At 59.7% G+C, this 21,596-nt stretch carries 23 protein-coding genes; 18 read left to right on the top strand and 5 right to left on the bottom strand.

Annotated elements, in window-relative coordinates; translation table 11 throughout:
• The first annotated feature begins 6 nt into the window (after positions 1–6).
• The 3 genes from exbB to QE435_RS14200 are packed head-to-tail and all read left to right on the top strand — an operon-like array spanning position 7 to position 2,562.
• Positions 7–1,119, top strand: coding sequence for a tonB-system energizer ExbB (exbB, locus tag QE435_RS14190; protein ID WP_349041764.1), 1,113 nt, complete (start codon positions 7–9; stop codon positions 1,117–1,119).
• Between the two features lie 4 nt (positions 1,120–1,123).
• Positions 1,124–1,633 (top strand): TonB system transport protein ExbD, encoded by a 510-nt coding sequence (gene exbD / locus QE435_RS14195; RefSeq protein ID WP_349041765.1) that lies wholly within the window; start codon positions 1,124–1,126, stop codon positions 1,631–1,633.
• Positions 1,630–2,562 (top strand): TonB family protein, encoded by a 933-nt coding sequence (locus QE435_RS14200; RefSeq protein ID WP_349041766.1) that lies wholly within the window; start codon positions 1,630–1,632, stop codon positions 2,560–2,562. The genes exbD and QE435_RS14200 overlap by 4 nt, the downstream gene beginning before the upstream one ends.
• Before the next feature lie 33 nt (positions 2,563–2,595).
• Here the strand turns inward: QE435_RS14200 and phnF are convergent, their stop codons facing one another.
• Positions 2,596–3,333, bottom strand: a complete 738-nt coding sequence (gene phnF / locus QE435_RS14205; RefSeq protein WP_349041767.1) for a phosphonate metabolism transcriptional regulator PhnF — start codon at positions 3,331–3,333, stop codon at positions 2,596–2,598.
• A gap of 80 nt (positions 3,334–3,413) precedes the next feature.
• Between phnF and phnG the strand changes: the two genes are divergently transcribed.
• From phnG to phnN, 14 genes are all read left to right on the top strand, one after another.
• Positions 3,414–3,872, top strand: coding sequence for a phosphonate C-P lyase system protein PhnG (phnG, locus tag QE435_RS14210; protein WP_309772108.1), 459 nt, complete (start codon positions 3,414–3,416; stop codon positions 3,870–3,872).
• Positions 3,872–4,477, top strand: a complete 606-nt coding sequence (gene phnH / locus QE435_RS14215) for a phosphonate C-P lyase system protein PhnH (protein ID WP_349041768.1) — start codon at positions 3,872–3,874, stop codon at positions 4,475–4,477. Before phnG ends, phnH begins: the two co-directional genes overlap by 1 nt.
• 3 nt (positions 4,478–4,480) lie before the next feature.
• The gene (locus tag QE435_RS14220; protein ID WP_349041769.1) at positions 4,481–5,590 is read left to right on the top strand and encodes a carbon-phosphorus lyase complex subunit PhnI; all 1,110 of its coding nucleotides are present in this window, start codon (positions 4,481–4,483) and stop codon (positions 5,588–5,590) included.
• Positions 5,591–5,739: 149 nt separating this feature from the next.
• Positions 5,740–6,660, top strand: coding sequence for an alpha-D-ribose 1-methylphosphonate 5-phosphate C-P-lyase PhnJ (locus tag QE435_RS14225; protein ID WP_349041770.1), 921 nt, complete (start codon positions 5,740–5,742; stop codon positions 6,658–6,660).
• Entirely contained in the window at positions 6,657–7,433 is a 777-nt protein-coding gene (phnK, locus tag QE435_RS14230) for a phosphonate C-P lyase system protein PhnK (protein ID WP_062427272.1), read from the top strand. The genes QE435_RS14225 and phnK overlap by 4 nt, the downstream gene beginning before the upstream one ends.
• Position 7,434: 1 nt before the next feature.
• Complete coding sequence (gene phnL / locus QE435_RS14235; RefSeq protein ID WP_062427271.1) at positions 7,435–8,142, top strand: phosphonate C-P lyase system protein PhnL; 708 nt, start codon at positions 7,435–7,437, stop codon at positions 8,140–8,142.
• Positions 8,139–8,756: a DapH/DapD/GlmU-related protein gene (locus tag QE435_RS14240; protein WP_349041771.1), complete on the top strand. Its 618-nt coding sequence runs from the start codon at positions 8,139–8,141 to the stop codon at positions 8,754–8,756. The genes phnL and QE435_RS14240 overlap by 4 nt, the downstream gene beginning before the upstream one ends.
• Before the next feature lie 113 nt (positions 8,757–8,869).
• Positions 8,870–9,745, top strand: coding sequence for a phosphonate ABC transporter ATP-binding protein (gene phnC / locus QE435_RS14245; protein ID WP_349041772.1), 876 nt, complete (start codon positions 8,870–8,872; stop codon positions 9,743–9,745).
• 97 nt (positions 9,746–9,842) lie between these two features.
• Positions 9,843–10,748, top strand: a complete 906-nt coding sequence (gene phnD / locus QE435_RS14250; RefSeq protein WP_306930341.1) for a phosphonate ABC transporter substrate-binding protein — start codon at positions 9,843–9,845, stop codon at positions 10,746–10,748.
• A 164-nt stretch (positions 10,749–10,912) separates the two neighbouring features.
• A complete protein-coding gene (gene phnE / locus QE435_RS14255) occupies positions 10,913–11,887 on the top strand; it encodes a phosphonate ABC transporter, permease protein PhnE (protein WP_309772118.1) in 975 nt (324 codons plus the stop codon).
• Positions 11,887–13,236 (top strand): phosphonate ABC transporter, permease protein PhnE, encoded by a 1,350-nt coding sequence (gene phnE / locus QE435_RS14260; RefSeq protein WP_306930343.1) that lies wholly within the window; start codon positions 11,887–11,889, stop codon positions 13,234–13,236. Before phnE (QE435_RS14255) ends, phnE (QE435_RS14260) begins: the two co-directional genes overlap by 1 nt.
• 150 nt (positions 13,237–13,386) lie before the next feature.
• Positions 13,387–14,079, top strand: coding sequence for a DUF1045 domain-containing protein (locus QE435_RS14265; protein ID WP_349041773.1), 693 nt, complete (start codon positions 13,387–13,389; stop codon positions 14,077–14,079).
• Positions 14,072–15,208: an alpha-D-ribose 1-methylphosphonate 5-triphosphate diphosphatase gene (locus QE435_RS14270; RefSeq protein WP_349041774.1), complete on the top strand. Its 1,137-nt coding sequence runs from the start codon at positions 14,072–14,074 to the stop codon at positions 15,206–15,208. The genes QE435_RS14265 and QE435_RS14270 overlap by 8 nt, the downstream gene beginning before the upstream one ends.
• Positions 15,205–15,804: a phosphonate metabolism protein/1,5-bisphosphokinase (PRPP-forming) PhnN gene (phnN, locus tag QE435_RS14275; protein ID WP_349041775.1), complete on the top strand. Its 600-nt coding sequence runs from the start codon at positions 15,205–15,207 to the stop codon at positions 15,802–15,804. Before QE435_RS14270 ends, phnN begins: the two co-directional genes overlap by 4 nt.
• Positions 15,805–15,812: 8 nt before the next feature.
• Here the strand turns inward: phnN and QE435_RS14280 are convergent, their stop codons facing one another.
• On the bottom strand, positions 15,813–16,694 hold the full coding sequence (locus QE435_RS14280; RefSeq protein WP_349041776.1) for a LysR family transcriptional regulator: 882 nt from the start codon (positions 16,692–16,694) through the stop codon (positions 15,813–15,815).
• A 108-nt stretch (positions 16,695–16,802) separates the two neighbouring features.
• On the opposite strand from QE435_RS14280, the gene QE435_RS14285 reads away from it, so the two are divergent.
• The gene (locus QE435_RS14285; protein WP_349041777.1) at positions 16,803–18,299 is read left to right on the top strand and encodes a CoA-acylating methylmalonate-semialdehyde dehydrogenase; all 1,497 of its coding nucleotides are present in this window, start codon (positions 16,803–16,805) and stop codon (positions 18,297–18,299) included.
• A gap of 227 nt (positions 18,300–18,526) precedes the next feature.
• On the opposite strand, the gene QE435_RS14290 is transcribed toward QE435_RS14285, so the two are convergent.
• Genes QE435_RS14290 through hutG form a run of 3 tightly spaced genes read right to left on the bottom strand, consistent with a single transcriptional unit; the run spans position 18,527 to position 21,595 of the window.
• On the bottom strand, positions 18,527–19,093 hold the full coding sequence (locus QE435_RS14290; RefSeq protein ID WP_349041778.1) for a HutD family protein: 567 nt from the start codon (positions 19,091–19,093) through the stop codon (positions 18,527–18,529).
• Between the two features lie 3 nt (positions 19,094–19,096).
• Entirely contained in the window at positions 19,097–20,782 is a 1,686-nt protein-coding gene (gene hutU / locus QE435_RS14295) for a urocanate hydratase (protein ID WP_349041779.1), read from the bottom strand.
• Positions 20,783–20,794: 12 nt separating this feature from the next.
• Positions 20,795–21,595: an N-formylglutamate deformylase gene (hutG, locus tag QE435_RS14300; RefSeq protein WP_349041780.1), complete on the bottom strand. Its 801-nt coding sequence runs from the start codon at positions 21,593–21,595 to the stop codon at positions 20,795–20,797.
• Between the last annotated feature and the right edge of the window lies 1 nt (position 21,596).

The following is a 21,596-nucleotide window of genomic DNA, read 5'->3' on the forward strand; positions in this document are numbered from 1 at the left end:
CATCTGATGACCTCCACATTCTCGCTTTCTTCGTCCAATCCTGTCATGGCGCCATGGATGCGGCACCGACACGTAGCGCTGGCAATGACCGTCATGCTCTGCGTCTCTTCTGTCCAGGCCGTTGCCCAGACGGCAGCACCGACTGAAAACGTGCCCGCCGCGACGCAGATCGAGCCTCAGCAGGCTCCTTCGCCGGCTACGAATTCCACCCCGCCCGCTCCCGTTCAGCCATCGCAAGCGCCACAGGATCAGCAAGCGCCTGCAACGACGGCTCCTTCCCCAACAGGCGAAGCCCCCGATCAACCATCCGGCGTACAGACACCATCAGCAGCAGAGCCAAGCCCCGCCGGTGAGGCTCTTTCTCCTGTGGAGGTGAGCGCTGATGAACGCTCCGACATTCCGCACAATCTGTCTCCTTGGGGCATGTTCATGGCGGCAGACTGGGTCGTCAAAAGCGTCATGATCGGCCTTGCTCTGGCCTCGCTCGCCACCTGGACGGTCTGGCTGGCGAAGTCGATCGAGCTTGCTGCCGCACGGTTGCGCGCAGGCTCGACGCTGAAAATCGTTCACAAGGCGAAGACGCTGGCCGAAGCCACTGATGCCGTCGAGAACAAGGGCGGTCCTGCGGCCTTGATGTTGCGCATGGCCTCCTATGAGATGCAGCTTTCCGACGCTGTTGTGGCGCACACCGATGGCGGTGGCATCAAAGAACGCGTCTCCTCCATCCTGTCGCGCATCGAAACCCATGCAGGCCGTCGCATGTCGCGCGGCACCGGTGTTCTGGCTTCCATCGGTTCCGTTTCGCCCTTCGTCGGTCTCTTCGGGACCGTCTGGGGCATCATGAACGCCTTTATCGGTATTTCCGAATCGCAGACGACCAACCTGGCGATCGTCGCGCCTGGCATCGCTGAAGCGCTGCTGGCAACGGCAATCGGCCTCGTGGCCGCCATTCCGGCGGTGGTGATCTACAACGTCTTCGCCCGCTCCATTACTGGCTATCGCCATCTGCTGGCCGATGTTGCTGCGGGCGTCGAGCGTCTCGTCAGCCGCGACCTTGATTTCCGCCGCATCCCGCCTGGCAGCGCGTCCAAGCCCCAGGTCTCGCTGGTAGGACGATAAGATCATGGCGGGCGGTATTCGAGAAAGTCACGGGGAAGAACTTCCCGAAAACCATGAAATCAACGTCACGCCGTTCATCGACGTGATGCTGGTGCTGCTCATCATCTTCATGGTGGCGGCACCACTTGCGACCGTGGATGTCAATGTCGACCTTCCGGCCTCGACGGCAAAGCCGGCCGAACGCCCTGACGAGCCGCTATACCTGACGGTGAAGGATGATCTATCGCTCAATATCGGCAATGATGCGGTGGCGCGTGAAGCCCTTGCGACGAGCCTCGATGCCAAGACCGGCGGCAAGAAGGACACGCGTATCTTCCTGCGCGCTGACAAGGCGGTGGATTACGGCCACTTCATGGAGATCATGAACCTGCTGCGTGACAGCGGATATCTGAAGATCGCGCTTGTCGGGCTGGAGGGTATTGCAGCCCCAGCAACAAATGCCGCACCAGCCTCTCACTCCAGCCAGCCGCAACCCGGCCAGCCTGCGCCTGGTCCGAATGGAGGGACGCAGTGACGGACCCCGTCTACCCTCGTTCGGGACAATCTCGTTTGGGAGAGGTCGCGCTCTGGTCGGCGGCGGCGCTGGTGATGGTCTCGGTGCATGCTGCCGGGGCCTATTATCTCATGCACGAGAAGCCTGTTGAGCTGGGCGATAACGCGCCTCAAGCTGCAATCATGATCGAGCTTGCGGCTCTGCCGGAGGCCGTCAATACCGAGCAGACGGTTGAAGCCAATGACGAGATCGAAACAGAAGAAGTCAAGAGCAACGTTGCCGAACCGGTAGACGAACCTCCACCAGTCGAGCCGCCGCCGGAACCCGTTCCAGAGCCTGTCGTCGAGCAACCGCCACCGGAGCCTGAGCCCACACCTGAGGTGCAGCCAGAGATAGCGCAACCCGTCGAGCAGGAGCCTCCGCCGGAACCGGTGCAGGAGATCGATCCCATCGAGCAGCAGCAGGTGGCAGAACTCGAGAATGTCGAGGTTCCGCTTCCGGTGCTTCGCCCACCGCCGCCACCGGTGCAAAAGAAGGTGGAGAAGGACAAAGAGCCAGAAAAGAAGCGCGTGCAGAAGCCGACACAGGCGCAACAGCAATCACAGCGTCGGGATATCGCTAAAGCAGAGGCGGCCCAGTCCGACAGAACGGCTGCTTCACGCAATAGCGCTGGGTCCTCATCGTCTTCCATCTCTCCCGCTGATTGGGCATCGAAGGTTCAAAGCGCTGTTGCGCGCCGTATCGTACGCGGCGCGGGGCGTTCTGGCATGACAGTCACTGTGTCCTTCGTCGTGCAAAACGATGGCTCGATTGGTCGGCTCAGCGTGGTCAAATCCACGGGCGATGAGGCCGTTGATGCGAAAATCAAGTCGTCGATCGGCAGGGCATCGGTCTCAACGCCGCCGCCAGGTGCGCAGACGTCCTTTGTGGTCCCCGTCCAGATCAGATAACGGTCGCTTGCAAGGCGACCGCTTCCATTACCGTCAATTCTCCACGGTGAATTGCACCACATCCGCCGGAAAGCGGCTGGTGCCGAACTGGATCGGCTGGCCGTCCATGTCGATATTCAAGGAGTCGGAGACAAGAAGAATGGCCCCTGGTGACAATTCGAGATCGGCCAGATCGTCGGCCTCCGCGTGGCGGGCGGACACGGTGGTTGATGCCCGGACATAATCGGCAACGCCGGATCGTTTCAGCGCTTCGGTGATAGAGCGCGTTTCCTCGTAATCAGTGGCAATGCCACCGAACCGATCCGCCGGGAACCAGGATGTGGAGCGCGACACCGGCTTCTGATCGACCTTGCGCAGCAACTCCAGCCGGATGAGTGGCGCGCCCGGTGCGACATTCAGCTTCTCGGCGAGCGCCGTGGTCGCTCCTTCCAGAGAATGGGCCAGAAGCAGTCCTTCCATCTCCCGTGCCTGATCGCCGAGACCAGTGGTAAAGCGTGTACGTTTCGAGATCGGGAAACTGAGGCGGTCTTTGCGGGTGATAAGCGTGCCGCGTCCTTGCAGCGCCTGAACGATGCCTTCATCCGCAAGCGCTGCAATAGCGCCTCTAACGGTATGACGGTTAACGCCGAAGCGTTCGGCCAGCACCATCTCTGATGGCAACATGCCGGTTCCATCATATTCCCCCGCAGCAATTGCCGTCCTGATCCGGTCGGCGATCTGGCGCCACAGCGCGACGCCGTTCTTCTTTCGCATATTGTTCGTCAGGGTCATGTCACACGCTTGTCATCCTTAGGGCTTACATCTAAGCTATCTTGTATGGTTGTCTATATCAATAGACGTTTGAGGATAAAATGAACGAACCGACCGAAATTCAAGAGGCGAGAAAGCGGGCCGCAGGGCTCTTGGCCCGTGCGACGGTTGAAGAGCTTCTCCTGTGCTGGAATGCTCTCGACGCCAAGCCAACCGTCGAAAAGGTCCGTGGCCCGGAAACCGGGCTCGTCATGGTGCGCGGAAAGATCGGCGGCGGCGGTTCGCCCTTCAATCTCGGAGAAGCGACGGTGACGCGCGCGACGGTCAAGCTCGCCTCCGGCACGATCGGCCATGCCCATGCGCTCGGCACCAGCCGCAAGCAGGCATGGTACGCGGCAATCGCCGATGCCCTTTGGCAAGAAGAGGCCACCCGCCCTCTCGTCGAGCGTGAGGTTCTTTCTGTGGTCGCGTCCCGTATCGAGAAGCGCAAAGCAAACGCTATCCAGCAAACCGCCGCAACCCGCGTCGATTTCTTCACCATGGTTCGGGGAGACGACTAATGTCCGCCAAAGCAAATATCGTAACGGGTGGATTTTCCGATCCGGTCTTCGATTCCCAGCACATCTTCAAGGCCGTTATGGACGGCATGGCGCGTCCAGGGAAACTGCAGTCATTCAATCTGCCGATCCAGCCGCCAAGCCCGCTTGGCAAAGCCGCCGGCGGCATTCTCCTGACGCTCTGCGATTACGAGACGCCTGTCTGGATGAATGGTGCCTTCTCAAAATCGGTCGCTCCAAGCTGGCTGAGCTTTCATACGGGCGCGCAGATGGCGGCCAGCAAGGCCGAGGCTCGTTTTGCGGTGCTTGATGCCGGAAGCCAGCTCTCCTCCTTCGATCTTTTTGCTCAGGGCAGCCAGGAATATCCCGATCGCTCCGCAACGGTGATCATCGAAGTGCCGGATCTGGCAGGCGGTCCGAGATTGCGCCTCTCCGGCCCCGGCATCCGCGAGACCGAGACCATAGAGCCCACGGGCCTGCCAGATATCTTCGTACGCCTGTGGAGCGAGAACCGGGCGGTCTTCCCCCGCGGCGTTGACGTCATCCTCACGTGCGGCAGCCACTTCATCTGCCTGCCGCGCTCCACCCGCATTGAGACGGAGGCCTGAGCCATGTATGTTGCCGTAAAGGGTGGGGAAACCGCCATTGCCAATGCGCATCGCTTACTTGCAGATCGTCGTCGTGGAGACCGCAACCTGCCGGCCATGACTGTTGGCCAAATCGTCGAACAGCTTGGACTGGCCGTGGATCGTGTGATGGCCGAAGCGTCACTTTACGATCGCGCACTTGCCGCGCTGGCGGTGAAGCAATCGCGTGGCGACATGATAGAAGCGATCTTTCTGCTGCGCGCCTACCGCACCACCCTGCCACGGTTCGGTTATTCCAAGCCGGTGGAAACGGGCCAAATGCTGGTCGAGCGTCGTGTGTCTGCGACCTACAAGGATTTGCCCGGCGGACAGTTGCTGGGCCCGACCTTCGACTACACGCACCGCCTCCTCGATCCATCGCTTCTCGAAGATGGAGAGGTTGAGGAACCCGTTCTTCGCGATTCAGAACCTGAACATGTCATGCGCGTTTCGGAAATTCTGGCCGAAGAAGGCCTGATCGAGAGCGATGGCGAGATGCCGGAAGACCATATCCCCGGCGATCTGACGCGCGAGCCAATGGAGTTTCCCATGGCGCGGGATCTGCGGCTGCAGTCGCTCGCCCGTGGCGATGAAGGCTTCCTCCTCGCATTAGCCTATTCAACGCAACGTGGTTACGGTCGCAACCACCCCTTTGTCGGCGAAGTGAGAATTGGCGAGGTTGAAGTCGAGCTGGATATCCCGGAACTGGGTTTCGCCGTCTCCATCGGCGATATCCAGGTCACCGAATGCCAGATGGTCAACCAGTTCAAGGGTTCGGCCAAGGCACCGCCGCAGTTCACCCGCGGTTACGGTCTCATTTTCGGCCAAAGCGAGCGGAAAGCCATGGCGATGTCGCTGGTGGACCGTGCGTTACGCGCAGATGAATTCGGTGAGGATAGAACCGCACCGGCGCAAGACGAAGAATTCGTGATTTCCCATGCGGACAATGTTCAGGCGACGGGCTTCGTGGAGCATCTGAAACTCCCGCACTATGTCGATTTCCAAGCTGAACTTGGTCTTGTCCGAAAGATGCGCGCCGATTTCGAGGCTGCGCAAAGCTCAGATGAAAGTTGGTTGAACGATGCGGCTGAATAAAGACGTGGTTTTAGCGCTGCTCGTTGAACCAGTAAGCGCAAAATACGCTGGAAGCTGCAAATACAGTGAAGAACAGCGCAATGAGGATTCCGATCTCCATGATCATTTACTCCTGACATCCGTTGTGACTTACGGAAGGACAACGCACGATGCTTGAAGAAGTTTCATTTGAAGAGAACTTTGGCGATGAAGGTCTCGCAACGTACAATTTCGCCTATCTGGACGAACAGACCAAGCAGATGATCCGCCGCGCCATTCTGAAGGCCATTGCCATACCTGGATACCAGGTGCCGTTCGCCTCACGCGAAATGCCCATGCCCTATGGCTGGGGAACGGGCGGTGTGCAGGTGACAGCGTCGATCCTCGGGCCTGATGATGTGCTGAAAGTCATCGACCAGGGGGCGGATGATACGACCAATGCCGTCTCCATCCGCGCCTTCTTCCAGAAGGTCGCCAACGTCGCCGTCACCACCCATACCAAGGATGCCACCGTCATCCAGACCCGTCACCGCGTTCCAGAAGAAACGCTGACGGAAGGTCAGGTCCTGGTCTACCAGGTGCCGATCCCTGAGCCTCTGCGCTTCCTCGAGCCGCGCGAGACCGAGACCCGCGTCATGCACGCGCTGGAAGAATATGGCCTGATGCATGTGCGGCTCTATGAGGACATTGCCCATAATGGTCGCATTTCCAAGACCTATGCCTATCCGGTGAAGGTCGCAGGCCGATACGTCATGGACCCGTCGCCCACGCCGAAATTCGACAATCCGAAAATGCACATGTCGGAAGCCCTGCAGCTTTTCGGGGCCGGACGCGAAAAGCGCATCTATGCGGTGCCGCCCTATACCGAAGTCGTCAGCCTCGATTTCGACGATCACCCCTTCGAGATCCAGGCCTTTGACAAGCCCTGTGCGCTTTGCGGCGCAGACAACGTCTATCTCGATGAAGTCATCCTAGACGATCGGGGCGGGCGCATGTTCGTCTGCTCGGATACCGATCATTGCGAAGACCGCCGCGCCCATGGCCATCGTGGCCATCTGCTGGCCGATGAAGTGAAGGAGGCCGCAGAATGAGCGACCAACCCCTGTTGAAAGTCCGTGATGTTTCCAAATATTATGGCGACCGTGCCGGGTGCCGCAACGTCTCCTTCGATCTTTGGCCGGGAGAGGTTCTTGCGATCGTCGGTGAATCCGGCTCCGGCAAGACCACGCTGCTGAACTGCATCTCCACCCGGCTGATGCCGACCACAGGCAGCGTCGAATACCGCATGCGCGATGGTTCTTTGCGCGATCTCTACCATATGGGAGAAGCCGAACGCCGTTTCCTGATGCGTACCGACTGGGGCTTCGTTCACCAGAATCCGGCTGATGGCCTGCGCATGACGGTGTCTGCCGGTGCCAATGTCGGTGAACGGCTGATGGCGGTGGGCAACCGGCATTACGGCAATATCCGCAACACCGCCAGCGAATGGCTGGAGCGGGTCGAGATCGGCACCGATCGCATCGATGACCAGCCGCGCGCCTTTTCCGGCGGCATGCGCCAGCGCCTGCAGATCGCCCGCAATCTCGTCACCTCGCCGCGCCTCGTCTTCATGGACGAGCCGACCGGCGGTCTGGATGTCTCGGTCCAGGCGAGGCTTCTCGATCTCGTTCGCGGTCTCGTCAACGATCTCGGCCTTTCCGTCATCGTCGTCACCCACGACCTCGCGGTGGCGCGCCTCCTGTCGCACCGCATGATGGTGATGAAGGGTGGCAACGTCATCGAGCATGGCTTGACCGACCGCGTGCTGGATGACCCGCGCGAGCCCTATACCCAGCTCCTCGTTTCCTCGATCCTGCAGGTGTGACATGCCGACCCCTCTCATCGTTTCGGAAGTCTTCAAAAGCTTCACCATGCATCTGCGTGACGGGATCGAACTGCCCGTCGTGCGCAATGTGAACTTCTCCGTCCAGGCGGGCGAATGCGTCGTGCTTGGTGGGCCTTCGGGGATCGGCAAAAGTTCGATCCTCAAGATGCTCTACGGCAACTATGCCATCGACAGCGGCCAGATCCTCATCAAGCATGAGGGGCAGATGGTCGATATCGGCAGCGCCGCACCCCGCACCGTTCTGGAAGTCCGTCACCGCAGCCTTGGCTATGTCAGCCAGTTCCTGCGCACCGTTCCGCGCGTCGCCGCTGTCGATGTCGTCGCCGAACCGCTGCTCGCCCGCAAAGTACCGGTTGAAGAAGCACGCGAACGGGCAGGGGAGTTGCTGTCGAAGCTCAACCTGCCGCGTGAATTATGGTCTCTTCCGCCCGCGACCTTTTCCGGCGGCGAACAGCAGCGCGTCAACATCGCGCGCGGCTTCATCACCGACCATGCCATCCTGCTGCTGGACGAACCGACGGCGTCGCTCGATGCCGCCAACCGCAAGGTGGTGGTGGAAATGATCCGGCAAAAGAAAGCCGAAGGGACAGCGCTGCTCGGCATTTTCCACGATGAGGAAGTGCGTGAGGCCGTCGCCGACCGCATTCTCGACGTTTCGCAGTTCTCGCCCAGAAAGATTGCAGCATGAGTGTCAAAGTCGGCCTTGAACCCGTCATCCACGAAACCGCCCGCGTCACAAACTCCAAGCTCGGCCGTTACACCGAAGTGTCGGAGCGCTGCCGTATCGAAGAGGTGGAGATGGACGATTACTCCTACATCATGCAGGACGGTGCCGTCTGGTGCGCCACCATCGGCAAGTTCGTCAACATCGCCGCCTCGGTGCGCATCAACGCCACCAATCATCCCATGTCGCGGGCAACGCTGCACCACTTCACCTATCGCGCCCATAATTATTGGGACGATGCGGAGGACGAGACGGAGTTTTTCGCGGCAAGACGCGCCAGACGCGTCGTCATCGGCCACGATGTCTGGATCGGACACGGCGCGACCATCCTGCCCGGCGTCACCATCGGCAATGGCGCCGTCGTCGGGGCCGGTGCCGTGGTTTCGAAGGACGTCGCGCCCTACACCATTGTCGGCGGCGTCCCTGCAAAGCTGATCCGTCGCCGCTTTTCGGAAGAGGTCGGCGAGCGCATGGACCGGCTGGCCTGGTGGGATTGGGATCACGCGAGGCTTCGCGCCGCTCTCGATGATTTCCGGTCGCTCGAAGCGGACGCGTTTCTCGCCAAGTATGACGGATAAGGGCGCGGATCTCCCTAACGTCAGCCTTGTAACAATTTCTTCATCAAACTGACATTCGTGCTTCACGCATCCCTGATAGGCCGAATCCGAAATAACGAGACTGGATTTGGCCTATGACTTTTCAACTCAAGCAGGTAACGCGCCGCTTCGGCAAATCGACCGCCGTGGACAGCGTGACGCTCGACATTCCCCAGGGCCAGATGGTCGGCGTCATTGGACGTTCGGGTGCGGGCAAATCCACCCTGCTGCGGATGATCAACCGTCTGGTCGATCCGACATCCGGCTCCATTCATTTCGGCGATCTCGAGGTTTCCTCGCTTCGTGGCGCCGCCTTGCGCCGCTGGCAGCGCGATTGCGCCATGATCTTCCAGCAGTTCAACCTCGTTCCCCGTCTCGACGTTTTGACCAATGTCATGCTCGGCCGTCTCAATCACCGCTCCACGGTCTTGAGCCTGCTCAGCATCTTCACCACCGAAGAGCGGTTGATGGCGATTTCAGCGCTTGAGCGTCTGGGGATCGAGCATGTGGCGATGCAGCCCGCGGGCACGCTGTCGGGTGGCCAGCAGCAGCGTGTGGCGATCGCACGTGCGCTGATGCAATCGCCGCGCATGCTGCTTGCCGACGAGCCCATTGCTTCGCTCGATCCGCTCAATGCCAAGATCGTCATGGACGCGCTGCGCGATATCAATGAGCGCGAAGGCATTACCGTCATCACCAACCTTCATACGCTCGATACGGCGCGCAATTATTGTGAGCGCATCATCGGCATGGCAGCCGGTCGCGTCGTCTTCGACGGCACACCCGCCGAGCTCGATGCCCGCGCGGTCAAGGAAATCTACGGCACCGATTCTCAAGGTGCCGGCATCGACGAAACCATGACGTCGACCAGCATCACCATTGAAGGCGCGGAGCTGACTGCGCGCGCCCAACACCCATCTGCCGGTCCTGAAGCTTCTGCTCCCAAGCCTCTTTCCATGGCTGGACTGTAAGGACTGCACAGCATCGATCCGCCCGCGTCAGGGGCGCCCAATACCACATTCCATGTCGTATCAAACTCCGGCTCGCCGGAAAAACGGAGATAAATCCATGTTGAAGAAAGCTCTTCTTTCGGCGGTCGCACTTGGCCTTCTGGCCGGTTCGGCTCTGGCTCAGGACGTCAAGGTTCTGCGTATCGGCCTCGATGGCGGCGAAAACTCCAACGACCAGCTGCGCAACGCACAGTGCGTCGCCGATGGTCTGAAGGCTGCAACCGGTGTTGAGCAGGTTCAGCTCTTCCCGTCGCCGGACTATAACGGCGTCATCCAGGGTCTGCTCGGCGGCACCATCGATATCGCTTCCATGGGCGCGTCGTCCTACGCCAAGATCGCTATTCAGGACCCGAAGGCTGTCGATCCGATCCTGACCTATACCGGCGCTGACGGCTCCAGCGGCTATTACACGATCATGGTTGCCCGCAAGGATTCCGGCATCAAGACGCTCGCAGATGCCAAGGGCAAGAAGCTCGGCTTTGCCGATCCGGACTCCACCTCCGGCTACCTCATCCCGAACGTCGCCCTGCCGAAGGAAACCGGCAAGCCGGTCAAGGAATACTTCTCTGAAACCGGCTTTGGTGGCGGTCACGAGAACCTCGTTCTCGCCGTCCTCGACAAGAAGTTCGATGTCGGCACCACCTTCGGCTCCGGCGTTGGCAAGTGGGAAGAAGGCTACAGCTCCGGCAATCTTCACCAGATGGTCGCCAAGGGCAACCTCGATATGGACGATATCGTCGAAGTCTGGAAGTCGCCGCTGATCCCGAACGGCCCGCTGATGGTTGCCAACAAGGTTGGTGAGCCGATGAAGCAGAAGATCGAAGCTTTCTTCCTCGACCTGCCCAAGAAGGACCTAGCCTGCTTCCAGGGCTTCACGCAGGGCAAGAACAAGGAATACATCAAGGTCGATCCGTCCTTCTACCAGACGATCGTTGACGCCCGTAAGGCCGTGATCGGCGGCTGATTGCCAGCAATCGCAAGGGACGGCGGCGTCAGAAAGACGCCGCCGTTTTTTAAAGCGCATGTCCGGGAAAGCCGCACGCTTCCTGAGCGATGCCGCTGAAACGGTGAATGAGAGCAGCGGTGAACGCATCGTCACCCACATGCTCTGGCAAGGAACACAAAGATATGGCCAGCACGCCAATCACGCCAGATACGTTGAGCGAGGCCTCGAAGAAGGTCATGCAGCACTACCAGCAACAGCTGGTCACGCGGCGTATCTACACCGGCATCGCCATTGTCGTCTTTCTCGCGCTGCTTTTTGCTTCGCTCGATTTCGCCAACAGCGCCAATTCCGGCAAGTTTTTCGAGCGGCTGCCCTATTTCTTCGATTTTATGAAGACCTTCCTGCCGAACAGTCCGATGGAAGTCGTTCGCGCCATGTTCGACCTGCCGTCACCCTATGCCGATGGCTCGCTGAAATACGACTATGTCTCGGAGCGGGTCTATATCGGCGACGGGTTTTATATTCCGCATTTTTTCTATCAGCTGATGATCACGCTGAACATCGCGCTGGTTTCGACGCTGATCGGTACCGCCTTCGCCTTCATGCTGTGCTTTTTCGCCTCCACCAATCTCGTTGGCGCCGGTGCCGTGCGTTTTGTCGTGAGACGCCTGATGGAAGTGATGCGCGCCTTTCCCGAGATCGTCGTCGCCGGATTGCTGACCGCCATTCTTTCGCTCGGCCCTATTGCCGCCATCGTTGCCATCACCATCCACACCGTTGGCGCGCTCGGAAAGCTTTTCTTTGAAGTCGTCGAAAATGCCGATATGAAGCCGGATGAGGGGTTGCGGGCATCGGGTGCCAACTGGCTGGAGCGCGTGCGCTTTGCCATCGTGCCACAGGTTCTGCCGAATTTCGTCTCCTATGCGTTGCTGCGCGCCGAAATCAATGTGCGCGCTTCCACCATCATCGGTGCTGTCGGTGGCGGTGGCATCGGCGAGGTCTTCCGCCTGGCGATCGGCAACGATCACGCCGCAAAAACCTATGCCATCATCATCATGCTGCTGATCACCATCATCGCCGTTGACCAGTTTTCCGGCTGGCTGCGCCGCAGGCTGATCGGCCATCAATCCTTTGAATTCGGACGGGGAGCGGCCTGATGTCCACCAGCATTGTCATCAATGGTGCCGATCGCGAACGTCTTCTTTCGCAATATCCGCAGGTCTTCCAGCAGAGCTTTTTGCGCCGCTACGGACTGTTTCTCGGCCTTGTCGCAGCCGTCGCCTATCTCATCATCTGCTTCTTCGCCTTCAATGTCGGTCCGGCCTTGATGAATGGCCGATGGGACCGCGCTTCCAGCTACATTCAGGACTGGTATTCCTGGCGCGCCCAGCCGCGCCTTCGTTTCGCGGATGGCAAGGTCGTGCCGCAATGGACGAGCCGCGGACAGTATCCCGCTAACGCCAGTATCAGCTGGTTGCAGCCGCTGCCGGATGGCGGATATAGCGTGATCTATGGCGGCCAGCAGAACCGAATCGATATCACGCCAACGCAGGCCGATGTTTATATCGACGGCAAGCTCTATCCGGTGACAATAGGCGCAGACCGCGTCACAGCCCCCGCGGGATCGCCCGTGCAGATCCGTCAGGACGAAAACAAGGTTGTTGTCGAATATGGGTTTGCCGGTCAGGCGGAAATCCGCACCTCGCAACTTTACGTCCAGCGCCGCTTCCTCGGTTGGGCCAATTTCTTCTTCGACACACGCTCGCAGTTCTGGGGTAAGAGCTGGGGGGAACTCGCCTCGCTCGCCCTCTGGCAACCCCGCGTCGATCCAGCGCAGTCCAACATCTCCAAAATGGTCGATGACTTCCTGGGCAACGATGCCTGGCAGCATGAGGATATTCTCTCCAAGCTGTTGCAGACGCTCGTCATGGCCTTCCTTGGCACACTTCTCGGAACGCTCTTCGCTTTCCCTCTGGCATTTATCGCCGCTCGTAACATCACTGCCAATAAGGCGGCGAATTGGGGCATGAAGCGGCTCTTCGATTTCCTGCGCTCCATCGACATGCTGATCTGGGCGCTGTTCTTTACCCGGAGCTTTGGTCCCGGACCGATCCCCGGCATCGCGGCGATCTTCTTCACCGATACAGGCGCGCTCGGAAAGGTTTATGCCGAGGCGCTGGAGAATGTTGATGATAAGCAGCGTGAGGGCGTGAAGTCGGTCGGCGCCTCGCCGGTCATCGTCAATCGCTACGGCGTCATTCCGCAGGTGCTGCCGGTATTCATCTCGCAGTCTCTCTATTTCTGGGAAAGCAACACGCGCTCGGCCACCGTTATCGGTGCGGTCGGCGCAGGCGGTATCGGTCTCAAATTGCTGGAGGCCATGCGCACCAATCAGGACTGGGACAAGGTCGCCTATATGGTGCTGCTGATCCTCATCGTCGTCTTCCTGTTCGACAATATGTCGAATGCGATCCGCTCTCGCCTCATCGGTAAAACGCACCATTAAATATGAGACTGATATCCGGCGAATTTCTCTCCCGATATCATCATTCTGTCATGGAAAAGGTCTACCCCGCACATCTGACCTTGCGGGGCCGAGACGAGTCGTCTCAAATGGCGCTTCCGCTGTTTTCATGACGTTTGAAAGTGCGACCCCGTGCGCTACGCAATCTATTTTACGCCTCCCGCCACCGATCCGCTCACTGAGACGGCATCGCGGTGGCTGGGGCGCAACGCCTTTTCTGACGAGGTGTTAGACGACTATGCCGACTTCGCAGGTGTCACCGAAGATCCAAGGCGCTATGGTTTTCACGCCACGCTGAAAGCGCCCTTCGAACTTGCCGAAGACAGAAGCGAAGCAGAACTGTTGGAGGCATTTTCAGCTTTCGCAGCCTCACAAGTCGCCTTCGATATTCCCGAAATCGTCATCGGTTCTCTCGGGCCATTCTTCGCCTTGGTTCCTGCCACACTCCATCAACCGCTTCAGGATTTCACCGCCGAGGTGGTGACGCATTTCGAACCTTTCCGCGCGCCGCTTTCCGAGCGCGACATCGCCCGTCGCAAGCCCGAAACGCTGAGCGAAAGCCAGCGCGCCAATCTTCATCGGTGGGGCTATCCTTACGTCATGGACGATTTTCGCTTCCACATGACCCTGACTGGGCCGGTGAGTGAAGGGCGCAGGCAAGAGATGGCGGATATTCTCACCAAGACATTTACCGGCTTCATTCATCGCCCGCTGACGATTTCCGGCCTTGGCCTTTTCGTTGAAAAGCAGCGGGGTGAGGCCTTCACCGTTCATAGCTGGCAGCCACTGGCTGCTCCCAATACGAAAGATGTCCGAAATGGCTGAACATGTCCTATCCAATGCGCGCATCGTGCTGTCCGACGATGTCGTCCAAGGCTCCGTCCTGATCCGCGATGGCGTGATTGCCGATATCAGCGAGGGTGAATCGAAAACGGGCGAAGATTTCGGCGGCGACTATCTGATTCCCGGCCTCGTCGAACTGCACACCGACCATCTGGAGCAGCATTATTCCCCGCGCCCGGGTGTGACCTGGGACAAGATCGCCGCCATTCAGGCGCATGATGCGCAGGTCGCATCGTCAGGCATCACAACCGTTTTCGATTGCCTGCGTCTTGGCTCGGACGAGGATGGCGGCTTTGCGCGCGGCGAAATGCGCGACATGGCCAATGCCATCGAAAAAGCCAAGGGTGAAGATCGTCTTCGCTCCGATCACCTGCTGCATCTGCGCTGCGAAGTCGCCTCCGCCGACGTGCTGGAGCATTTCGAAGACTTCGAAAACGATCCGCATGTGCGGCTGATCTCGCTGATGGACCATTCCCCGGGCCAGCGTCAGTTCCAGACGATGGATCAGTACGTCATGTTCTATCAAAAGAAGCGTGGCTTGAGCGACGAAGCCTTCAAGGCCTTTGTCGATCGACGCGTTTCCGCCTCGCAAAAATTCTCCGGCAAGCACCGTGATTATCTGTCGGCCCGCTGCGCCGAACGCGGCATCACCGTTGCCAGCCATGACGATGCGACGGAAGCCCATGTTGAGGAGGCCATCGTCCACGGCGTGCGTCTTGCCGAATTCCCGACCAGCGTCGAAGCCGCCAAGGCGTCCCACACCGCTGGCATGAGCGTGCTGATGGGCGCCCCGAACATCGTTCGCGGAAAATCCCATTCCGGCAATATTGCTGCACGCGATCTCGCCGAACTCGGCGTTCTCGATGTGCTGTCGTCGGACTACGTACCCTTCAGCCTGCTCTATGCGCCCTTCCTGCTGGCCGATCAGGTGGAAGGCATCACCCTTCCCAAGGCTCTGTCCATGGTCACGGCAACGCCCGCAAAGACGGTGGGCCTGACGGATCGCGGTTCCATTGCCGAGGGCCTGCGCGCCGATCTCGTGCGGGTTCGTCGCGAAAGCGGCGTGCCGGTGGTGCGTAGCGTCTGGCGACAGGGAAAACGTGTCGCATGAGCCTCACATCGTCTGACGCACCGTCACCAGGCCTTAACCTGCTCGGAACGATGATCGTCGTCGTCGGCCCGAGTGGCGCCGGCAAGGATACGCTCATCGATTATGCAGCAGAACACCTGCGGGATAATCCCGATGTGCATTTCGTTCGCCGTGTCATCACCCGAGACAGCGATGCGGGTGGTGAGAACCATCAGGGCTGTACCGAAGACGCTTTTGAGCGGAAAAAGCTAGCCGGCGAATTTTGTGTGTCATGGAGTGCCCATGGCCTCCATTACGGCATTCCCACCTCAGTCAAAGAGCATTTGAAGCACGGTGGCGTGGCGGTCGCCAACGGCTCGCGCTCGGCGCTGCCGCATTTCAGAAGTGCTTTCCCGTCATTGAAGGTGGTTGTGGTCACGGCCCGGCCGGAAATCCTCTCTGCGAGGCTCGCCAACCGTGGGCGTGAGAGCATGGCCGAAATCATGGGCCGGCTCGATCGTAAGGTTGAAGTGCTCTGCGACGATGTCGATGTGACGACAATCGACAATAGTGGCGAGATCGAAGAGGCGGGCTCTGCTTTGCTCGCCCTCGTTCAGGATTACCTGCCTGCTCGATAACACCGCGGTCACAAAAAGCTACGGCGCTCCTTCGCCACGATATCCTGGAGAAACTGCACCACCGTTCTGACGCGCGCTAGCTGCCGGGCATTTTCGTGATAAGCCGTCCAGTAGGAGCGTCGAATGGACATGTGCGGAAGAAGACGAACCAGAGCAGGATCGTCTCGGGCGATGTAATCGTGCAGGATGCCGATGCCCGCGCCGGAGCGGACGGCCTCCGTCTGCCCGATTGCACTCGAGACCGCAAAGCTCGGATCCCAGTCCCGCATGATCTCTTCGGTAAAATTGAGCGACGGGGAGAAAATCAGATCCTCGACATAGCCAATACGCCGGTGCTGCCTCAGCGCCTCGACGCTGTCAGGAAATGGGTGCTGCTCCAGATAGCTCTTCGCCGCATAGAGCCCGAGCGAGTAATCCGTCAGTTTGGAAAAGACCAGCCGCCCCTGTTCGGGTCGCTCGATCGTGATCGCAATGTCGGCCTCGCGTTGGGAGAGTGAAAAGGAGCGCGGGATGGGTACAAGCTCGATTTTGAGTTCGGGATGCCGCGCCGTCAGTTCTCCGAGCCGCGGCGCGAGGAAGGAAACCCCAAAGCCATCCGGCGCGCCGATGCGCACGGTGCCGCTAATCGACGCGACACCCTGGCCAAGCGCTGCCTGCACCGAAAGCATTTCCGTCTCCATCCGCTCGGCAGCCACCAGAAAGCGGCTACCGTCTTCGGTCAACACACATCCCGTGGTGGTTCGAAGAAACAGCTGACACCCAAGCGCTGCCTCCAGCGCGGTGACCCGGCGGCTTAGCGTCGCATGATTGACGCCGAGCAGTTTCGCAGCTGCGAGGAACTGCCCGCTCCGCGCCACACTGAGAAAAATTCGCACATCGTCCCAGTCCATCGCTGCGCCTTGTGTCTATTTATGCACAACGGATGCGTATTCCTGACCATTGATTTGTGCAACTCAAAACAGGATGGTGCAGCATCTAAAAGATCTTTGGAGGACACCATGAACGAGATCGGCCATTTCATTGACGGCAAGCGCGTGGCAGGCACGAGTGGCCGCACATCGAATGTCTTCAACCCGGCAACCGGCGAAGTGCAGGCAACGGTGGCTCTGGCAAGCGACGCGGAAATTCTCGCAGCGGTGCAGAGCGCCAAGGCCGCGCAGCCGAAATGGGCAGCGACCAATCCCCAGCGCCGCGCCCGCGTGTTCTTCAAGTTCGTTGAACTGCTCAACAAGCACATGGATGAACTGGCGGTGCTTCTTTCCAGCGAGCACGGCAAGACGGTCGAGGATTCCAAGGGCGACATCATTCGCGGTCTGGAAGTCTGCGAGTTCGTTTGCGGCATTCCGCATCTCGCAAAGGGCGAGTTTACCGAAGGTGCAGGCCCGGCGATCGACATGTATTCCATCCGCCAGCCTGTCGGCATTGGCGCGGGCATCACGCCGTTCAACTTCCCTGCCATGATCCCCATGTGGATGTTCGCTCCCGCCATCGCCTGCGGCAACGCCTTCATCCTCAAGCCCTCCGAGCGTGATCCATCTTTGCCGATCCGTCTTGCCGAATTGATGATCGAAGCAGGTCTACCCGCCGGCATCCTCAACGTCATCAATGGTGACAAGAGCGCGGTTGATGGTCTTTTGACCAACCCGGATATCGGCGCCGTCTCCTTCGTCGGTTCCACGCCGATCGCCCGCTACGTCTATGGAACCGCTGCCATGAACGGTAAGCGCGCCCAGTGCTTCGGCGGCGCGAAGAACCACATGATCATCATGCCGGATGCCGATCTCGATCAGGCCGTCAACGCGCTGATGGGTGCCGGTTACGGCTCGGCTGGCGAGCGCTGCATGGCCGTTTCGGTTGCTGTACCGGTGGGTGAAGAGACTGCCAATCGCTTGGTTGAAAAGCTCATCCCGCAGATCGAAGCCTTGAAGATTGGTCCTTACACCGATGACAAGGCTGACATGGGCCCGCTCGTCACCAAGGAAGCGCAAACGCGCGTGAAGGGCTTGATCGACAGTGGTGTGGAGCAGGGCGCAAAGCTTCTGGTCGACGGTCGCGATTTCAAGCTTCAGGGCTATGAGAATGGTTACTTCGTCGGCGGTTGCCTGTTCGACCACGTCACGCCGGATATGGATATCTACAGGCAGGAAATCTTCGGACCGGTCCTCTCCGTCGTCCGCGCCCAGAATTATGAAGAAGCGCTCGACCTGCCGATGAAGCACGAATACGGCAACGGTGTCGCCATCTTCACCCGCGACGGCGATGCCGCCCGCGACTTTGCCTCGCGCATCAATATCGGCATGATCGGCGTCAACGTTCCGATCCCGGTTCCGCTCGCTTACCACTCCTTCGGCGGCTGGAAAGCGTCCAGCTTCGGCGACCTCAACCAGCATGGCACGGATTCGATCAAGTTCTGGACCAAGACCAAGACGATCACCGCCCGCTGGCCGTCGGGCATCAAGTCGGGTGCTGAATTCGTCATGCCGACGATGAAGTGATGCGGTTTTTAGTGTGAAAGATGGAGGCCCCGTTCGCGCGGGGCCTTTCTTTTGGTGGCCCCAAACTCTCCCTCGGGTCATCCTCAGGCTTGACCCGAGGATCCATTTTTCCCAACGGCGTTAATGGCTTATGGATCCTCGGCTCAAGGCCGAGGATGGCGGCTAAGAGGGAAGTTGGCCGTCATCTTCAAGCAGAGTGTCGCTTGAGCTCATCTCTTAGTCGAGCGCTAAGCATCCCCTTGAAGTCGTATTTCATAGCAGGCGATATTCCCAGCCGTAACGCTGGCATCTTCCCCAACGAGCACGCAATCCATCGCCTCTAGCTTCACCGTCTCGCCCGCACTGGTGAACGTAACGGGGCCCGTCGCCAGAAGATACACCGTCTCCCCACGTTCACAGCCACGGACCGAGAACGAACTGGCGCGTCGCTCAACGCTATGCGCAAACCGCCCGCGACGCGTCATGACGTTGAGATCGGTGATCGCGCCATCCACAAGCGTTGCGTCGACAGGAACATCGGCGGCAAAACGAAGCGGATCGCTTTCCATCGTCAAAAGAACCGGTGCCGCCGCATCGATGGTGAGCGCCATGCCGTGCCCGGACAGAATGGATAGCGTTCGATCAATCTCCGGAAACAGCGAGAAAGCGCCGTCATTGACGACACTTGCCATGCTGATCCGCCACTCGAAGTCATCCACGGATGCGCCCGGCGGAAAGACGGCGATTTCCACCGTCTCTCCCTTGCCGTTCTTCCACGGCATGCGCTTGTAGTCGCGGGCAGCGAGCCGCTTCATCGCTCAGTTGCCCAGAATGCCGGGCAGGCGAAGGCCCTTTTCCTTGGCGCAATCGAGCGCGATGTCGTAACCGGCATCCGCGTGACGCATGACGCCCGTGGCCGGATCGTTCCAAAGCACGCGCTCAAGGCGGCGTGCCGCGTCATCGGTACCATCGGCGCAGATGACGACACCCGAATGCTGGGAAAAGCCCATGCCGACGCCGCCGCCGTGGTGCAGCGACACCCAGGTGGCACCTGATGCGGTGTTAAGTAGCGCGTTCAACAGCGGCCAGTCGGACACGGCATCCGATCCGTCTTTCATTGCTTCGGTCTCGCGGTTCGGTGAGGCAACGGAACCGGAATCGAGGTGGTCGCGGCCGATAACGACGGGGGCTTTCAGCTCGCCATTCTTCACCATCTCGTTGAAGGCAAGCGCCAGGCGATGACGATCGCCAAGACCAACCCAGCAAATGCGTGCCGGCAGACCCTGGAAGGCGATGCGCTCGCGCGCCATGTCCAGCCAATTGTGCAGGTGCTTGTTGTCCGGCAGCAGTTCCTTCACCTTGGCGTCGGTCCTGTAAATGTCTTCCGGATCACCCGAAAGGGCCGCCCAGCGGAACGGACCGATGCCGCGGCAAAAGAGCGGGCGAATATAGGCAGGCACGAAACCGGGGAAGGCGAAGGCATTTTCAAAACCTTCTTCCTTCGCGACCTGGCGGATATTGTTGCCGTAGTCGAGCGTTGGGACACCGGCATTCCAGAAGTCCACCATGGCCTGAACCTGCGTCTTCATCGAAGCGCGTGCTGCGACTTCGACAGCCTTCGGATCGCTCTCCTGCTTGGCGCGCCACTCGGCGACGCTCCAGCCGGACGGCAGGTAGCCGTGGATCGGATCATGGGCCGAGGTCTGGTCGGTGACGATATCGGGACGTGCGCCGCCTGCCTTCATTCGCTTGACGAGTTCCGGGAAGATATCGGCGGCATTGCCGATCAGACCGACGGATTTCGCTTCGCCCGCCTTGGTCCACTGGTCGATCAGCGCGAGCGCTTCATCCAGCGTATGCGCCTTGGCATCGAGGTAGCGGGTGCGCAGGCGAAAATCGACGCGGGTCTCGTCGCATTCAACCGCAAGGCAGCAGGCGCCTGCCATGACGGCGGCGAGCGGCTGTGCGCCACCCATGCCGCCAAGACCACCGGTGAGGATCCACTTGCCCGTGAGGTTGCCGCTGAAATGCTGGCGCCCGGCTTCCACGAAGGTTTCGTAGGTGCCCTGAACGATGCCCTGCGTGCCGATGTAAATCCACGAACCCGCTGTCATCTGGCCGTACATGGCAAGGCCCTTGCGGTCCAGCTCGTTGAAATGCTCCCAGGTCGCCCAGTGTGGCACGAGGTTGGAGTTGGCGATCAGCACGCGCGGCGCATCCTTATGGGTGCGAAACACGCCGACAGGCTTGCCGGATTGGACCAGCAGCGTCTCGTCTTCGTTGAGGTCCTTCAGCGTGGCGACGATCCGGTCAAAATCTTCCCAGGTGCGCGCGGCGCGGCCAATGCCGCCATAGACCACAAGTTCATGTGGGCGCTCGGCCACATCCGGGTCCAGATTGTTCATCAACATGCGCAGCGGCGCTTCGGTCATCCAGCTCTTGGCATTCAGTTCCGGACCCTGCGGTGCGCGGACCTCTCGTTCGTTATGACGCGGGTTTGTCATGATCTTTCCCCTTTATTTTCTGAAGTTCAGCGCAAAATCTTCCATGCGCGTCAGAATGGTCTTGAGATGGGTGCGGAGCGTCGCGGCCTTGTCAGCATCATAGGCGAAGGGCGGCGACTCGGTTTTGAGATGGGTAGACTGCGCAAGTTCCATCTGGATCGCATGCATACCCTGATCGGGCTGGCCGTAATGGCGTGTCGTCCAGCCACCCTTGAAGCGGCCGTTGAGGATCGAGGTGTAGCCTTGAGCCGCAGTCGTTACATCGACGGCAATCGCCTCCACGGCCGGATCGCAGGTCTTGCCCATATCCGTCCCGATGTTGAAATCCGGCAGCTTGCCCTCGAAGAGGAAGGGAATATGCGAGCGGATGGAATGGCAATCATAGAGAATGGCAACGCCATGGATCGCCTTTACCCGTTCGATTTCCGCTGCAAGCGCTGCATGATAAGGTGCATGGAAATGCTGAAGCCGGTAAGCGATATCCTCTTCCGTCGGCGCCTCACCCTCTTTCCAGATCGCCTCGCCATCGAAATCCGTTTCTGGAACGAGACCCGTCGTGTTCTGGCCCGGGTAAAGGCTTGTGCCGGAAGGATCGCGATTGGCGTCTATCACATAGCGGTGGAAGGTGGCGCGCACCGTCGTCGCGTCGGAGACCAGACCGCCATAAAGCTCGTGAATGTGCCAGTCCGTGTCCGCCAGCAGTCGGCCATTGTCGTTCAGCCGCTCCCAGATGTCCGCCGGAACGTCTGTGCCAGTGTGCGGCAGACCGAGAATGACGGGCGAGCGACCCTGATGGATATCGACGACTGACATC

The sequence above is a fragment of the Agrobacterium sp. SORGH_AS 787 genome (assembly GCF_030819035.1).
Taxonomy (GTDB): domain Bacteria; phylum Pseudomonadota; class Alphaproteobacteria; order Rhizobiales; family Rhizobiaceae; genus Agrobacterium; species Agrobacterium larrymoorei_B.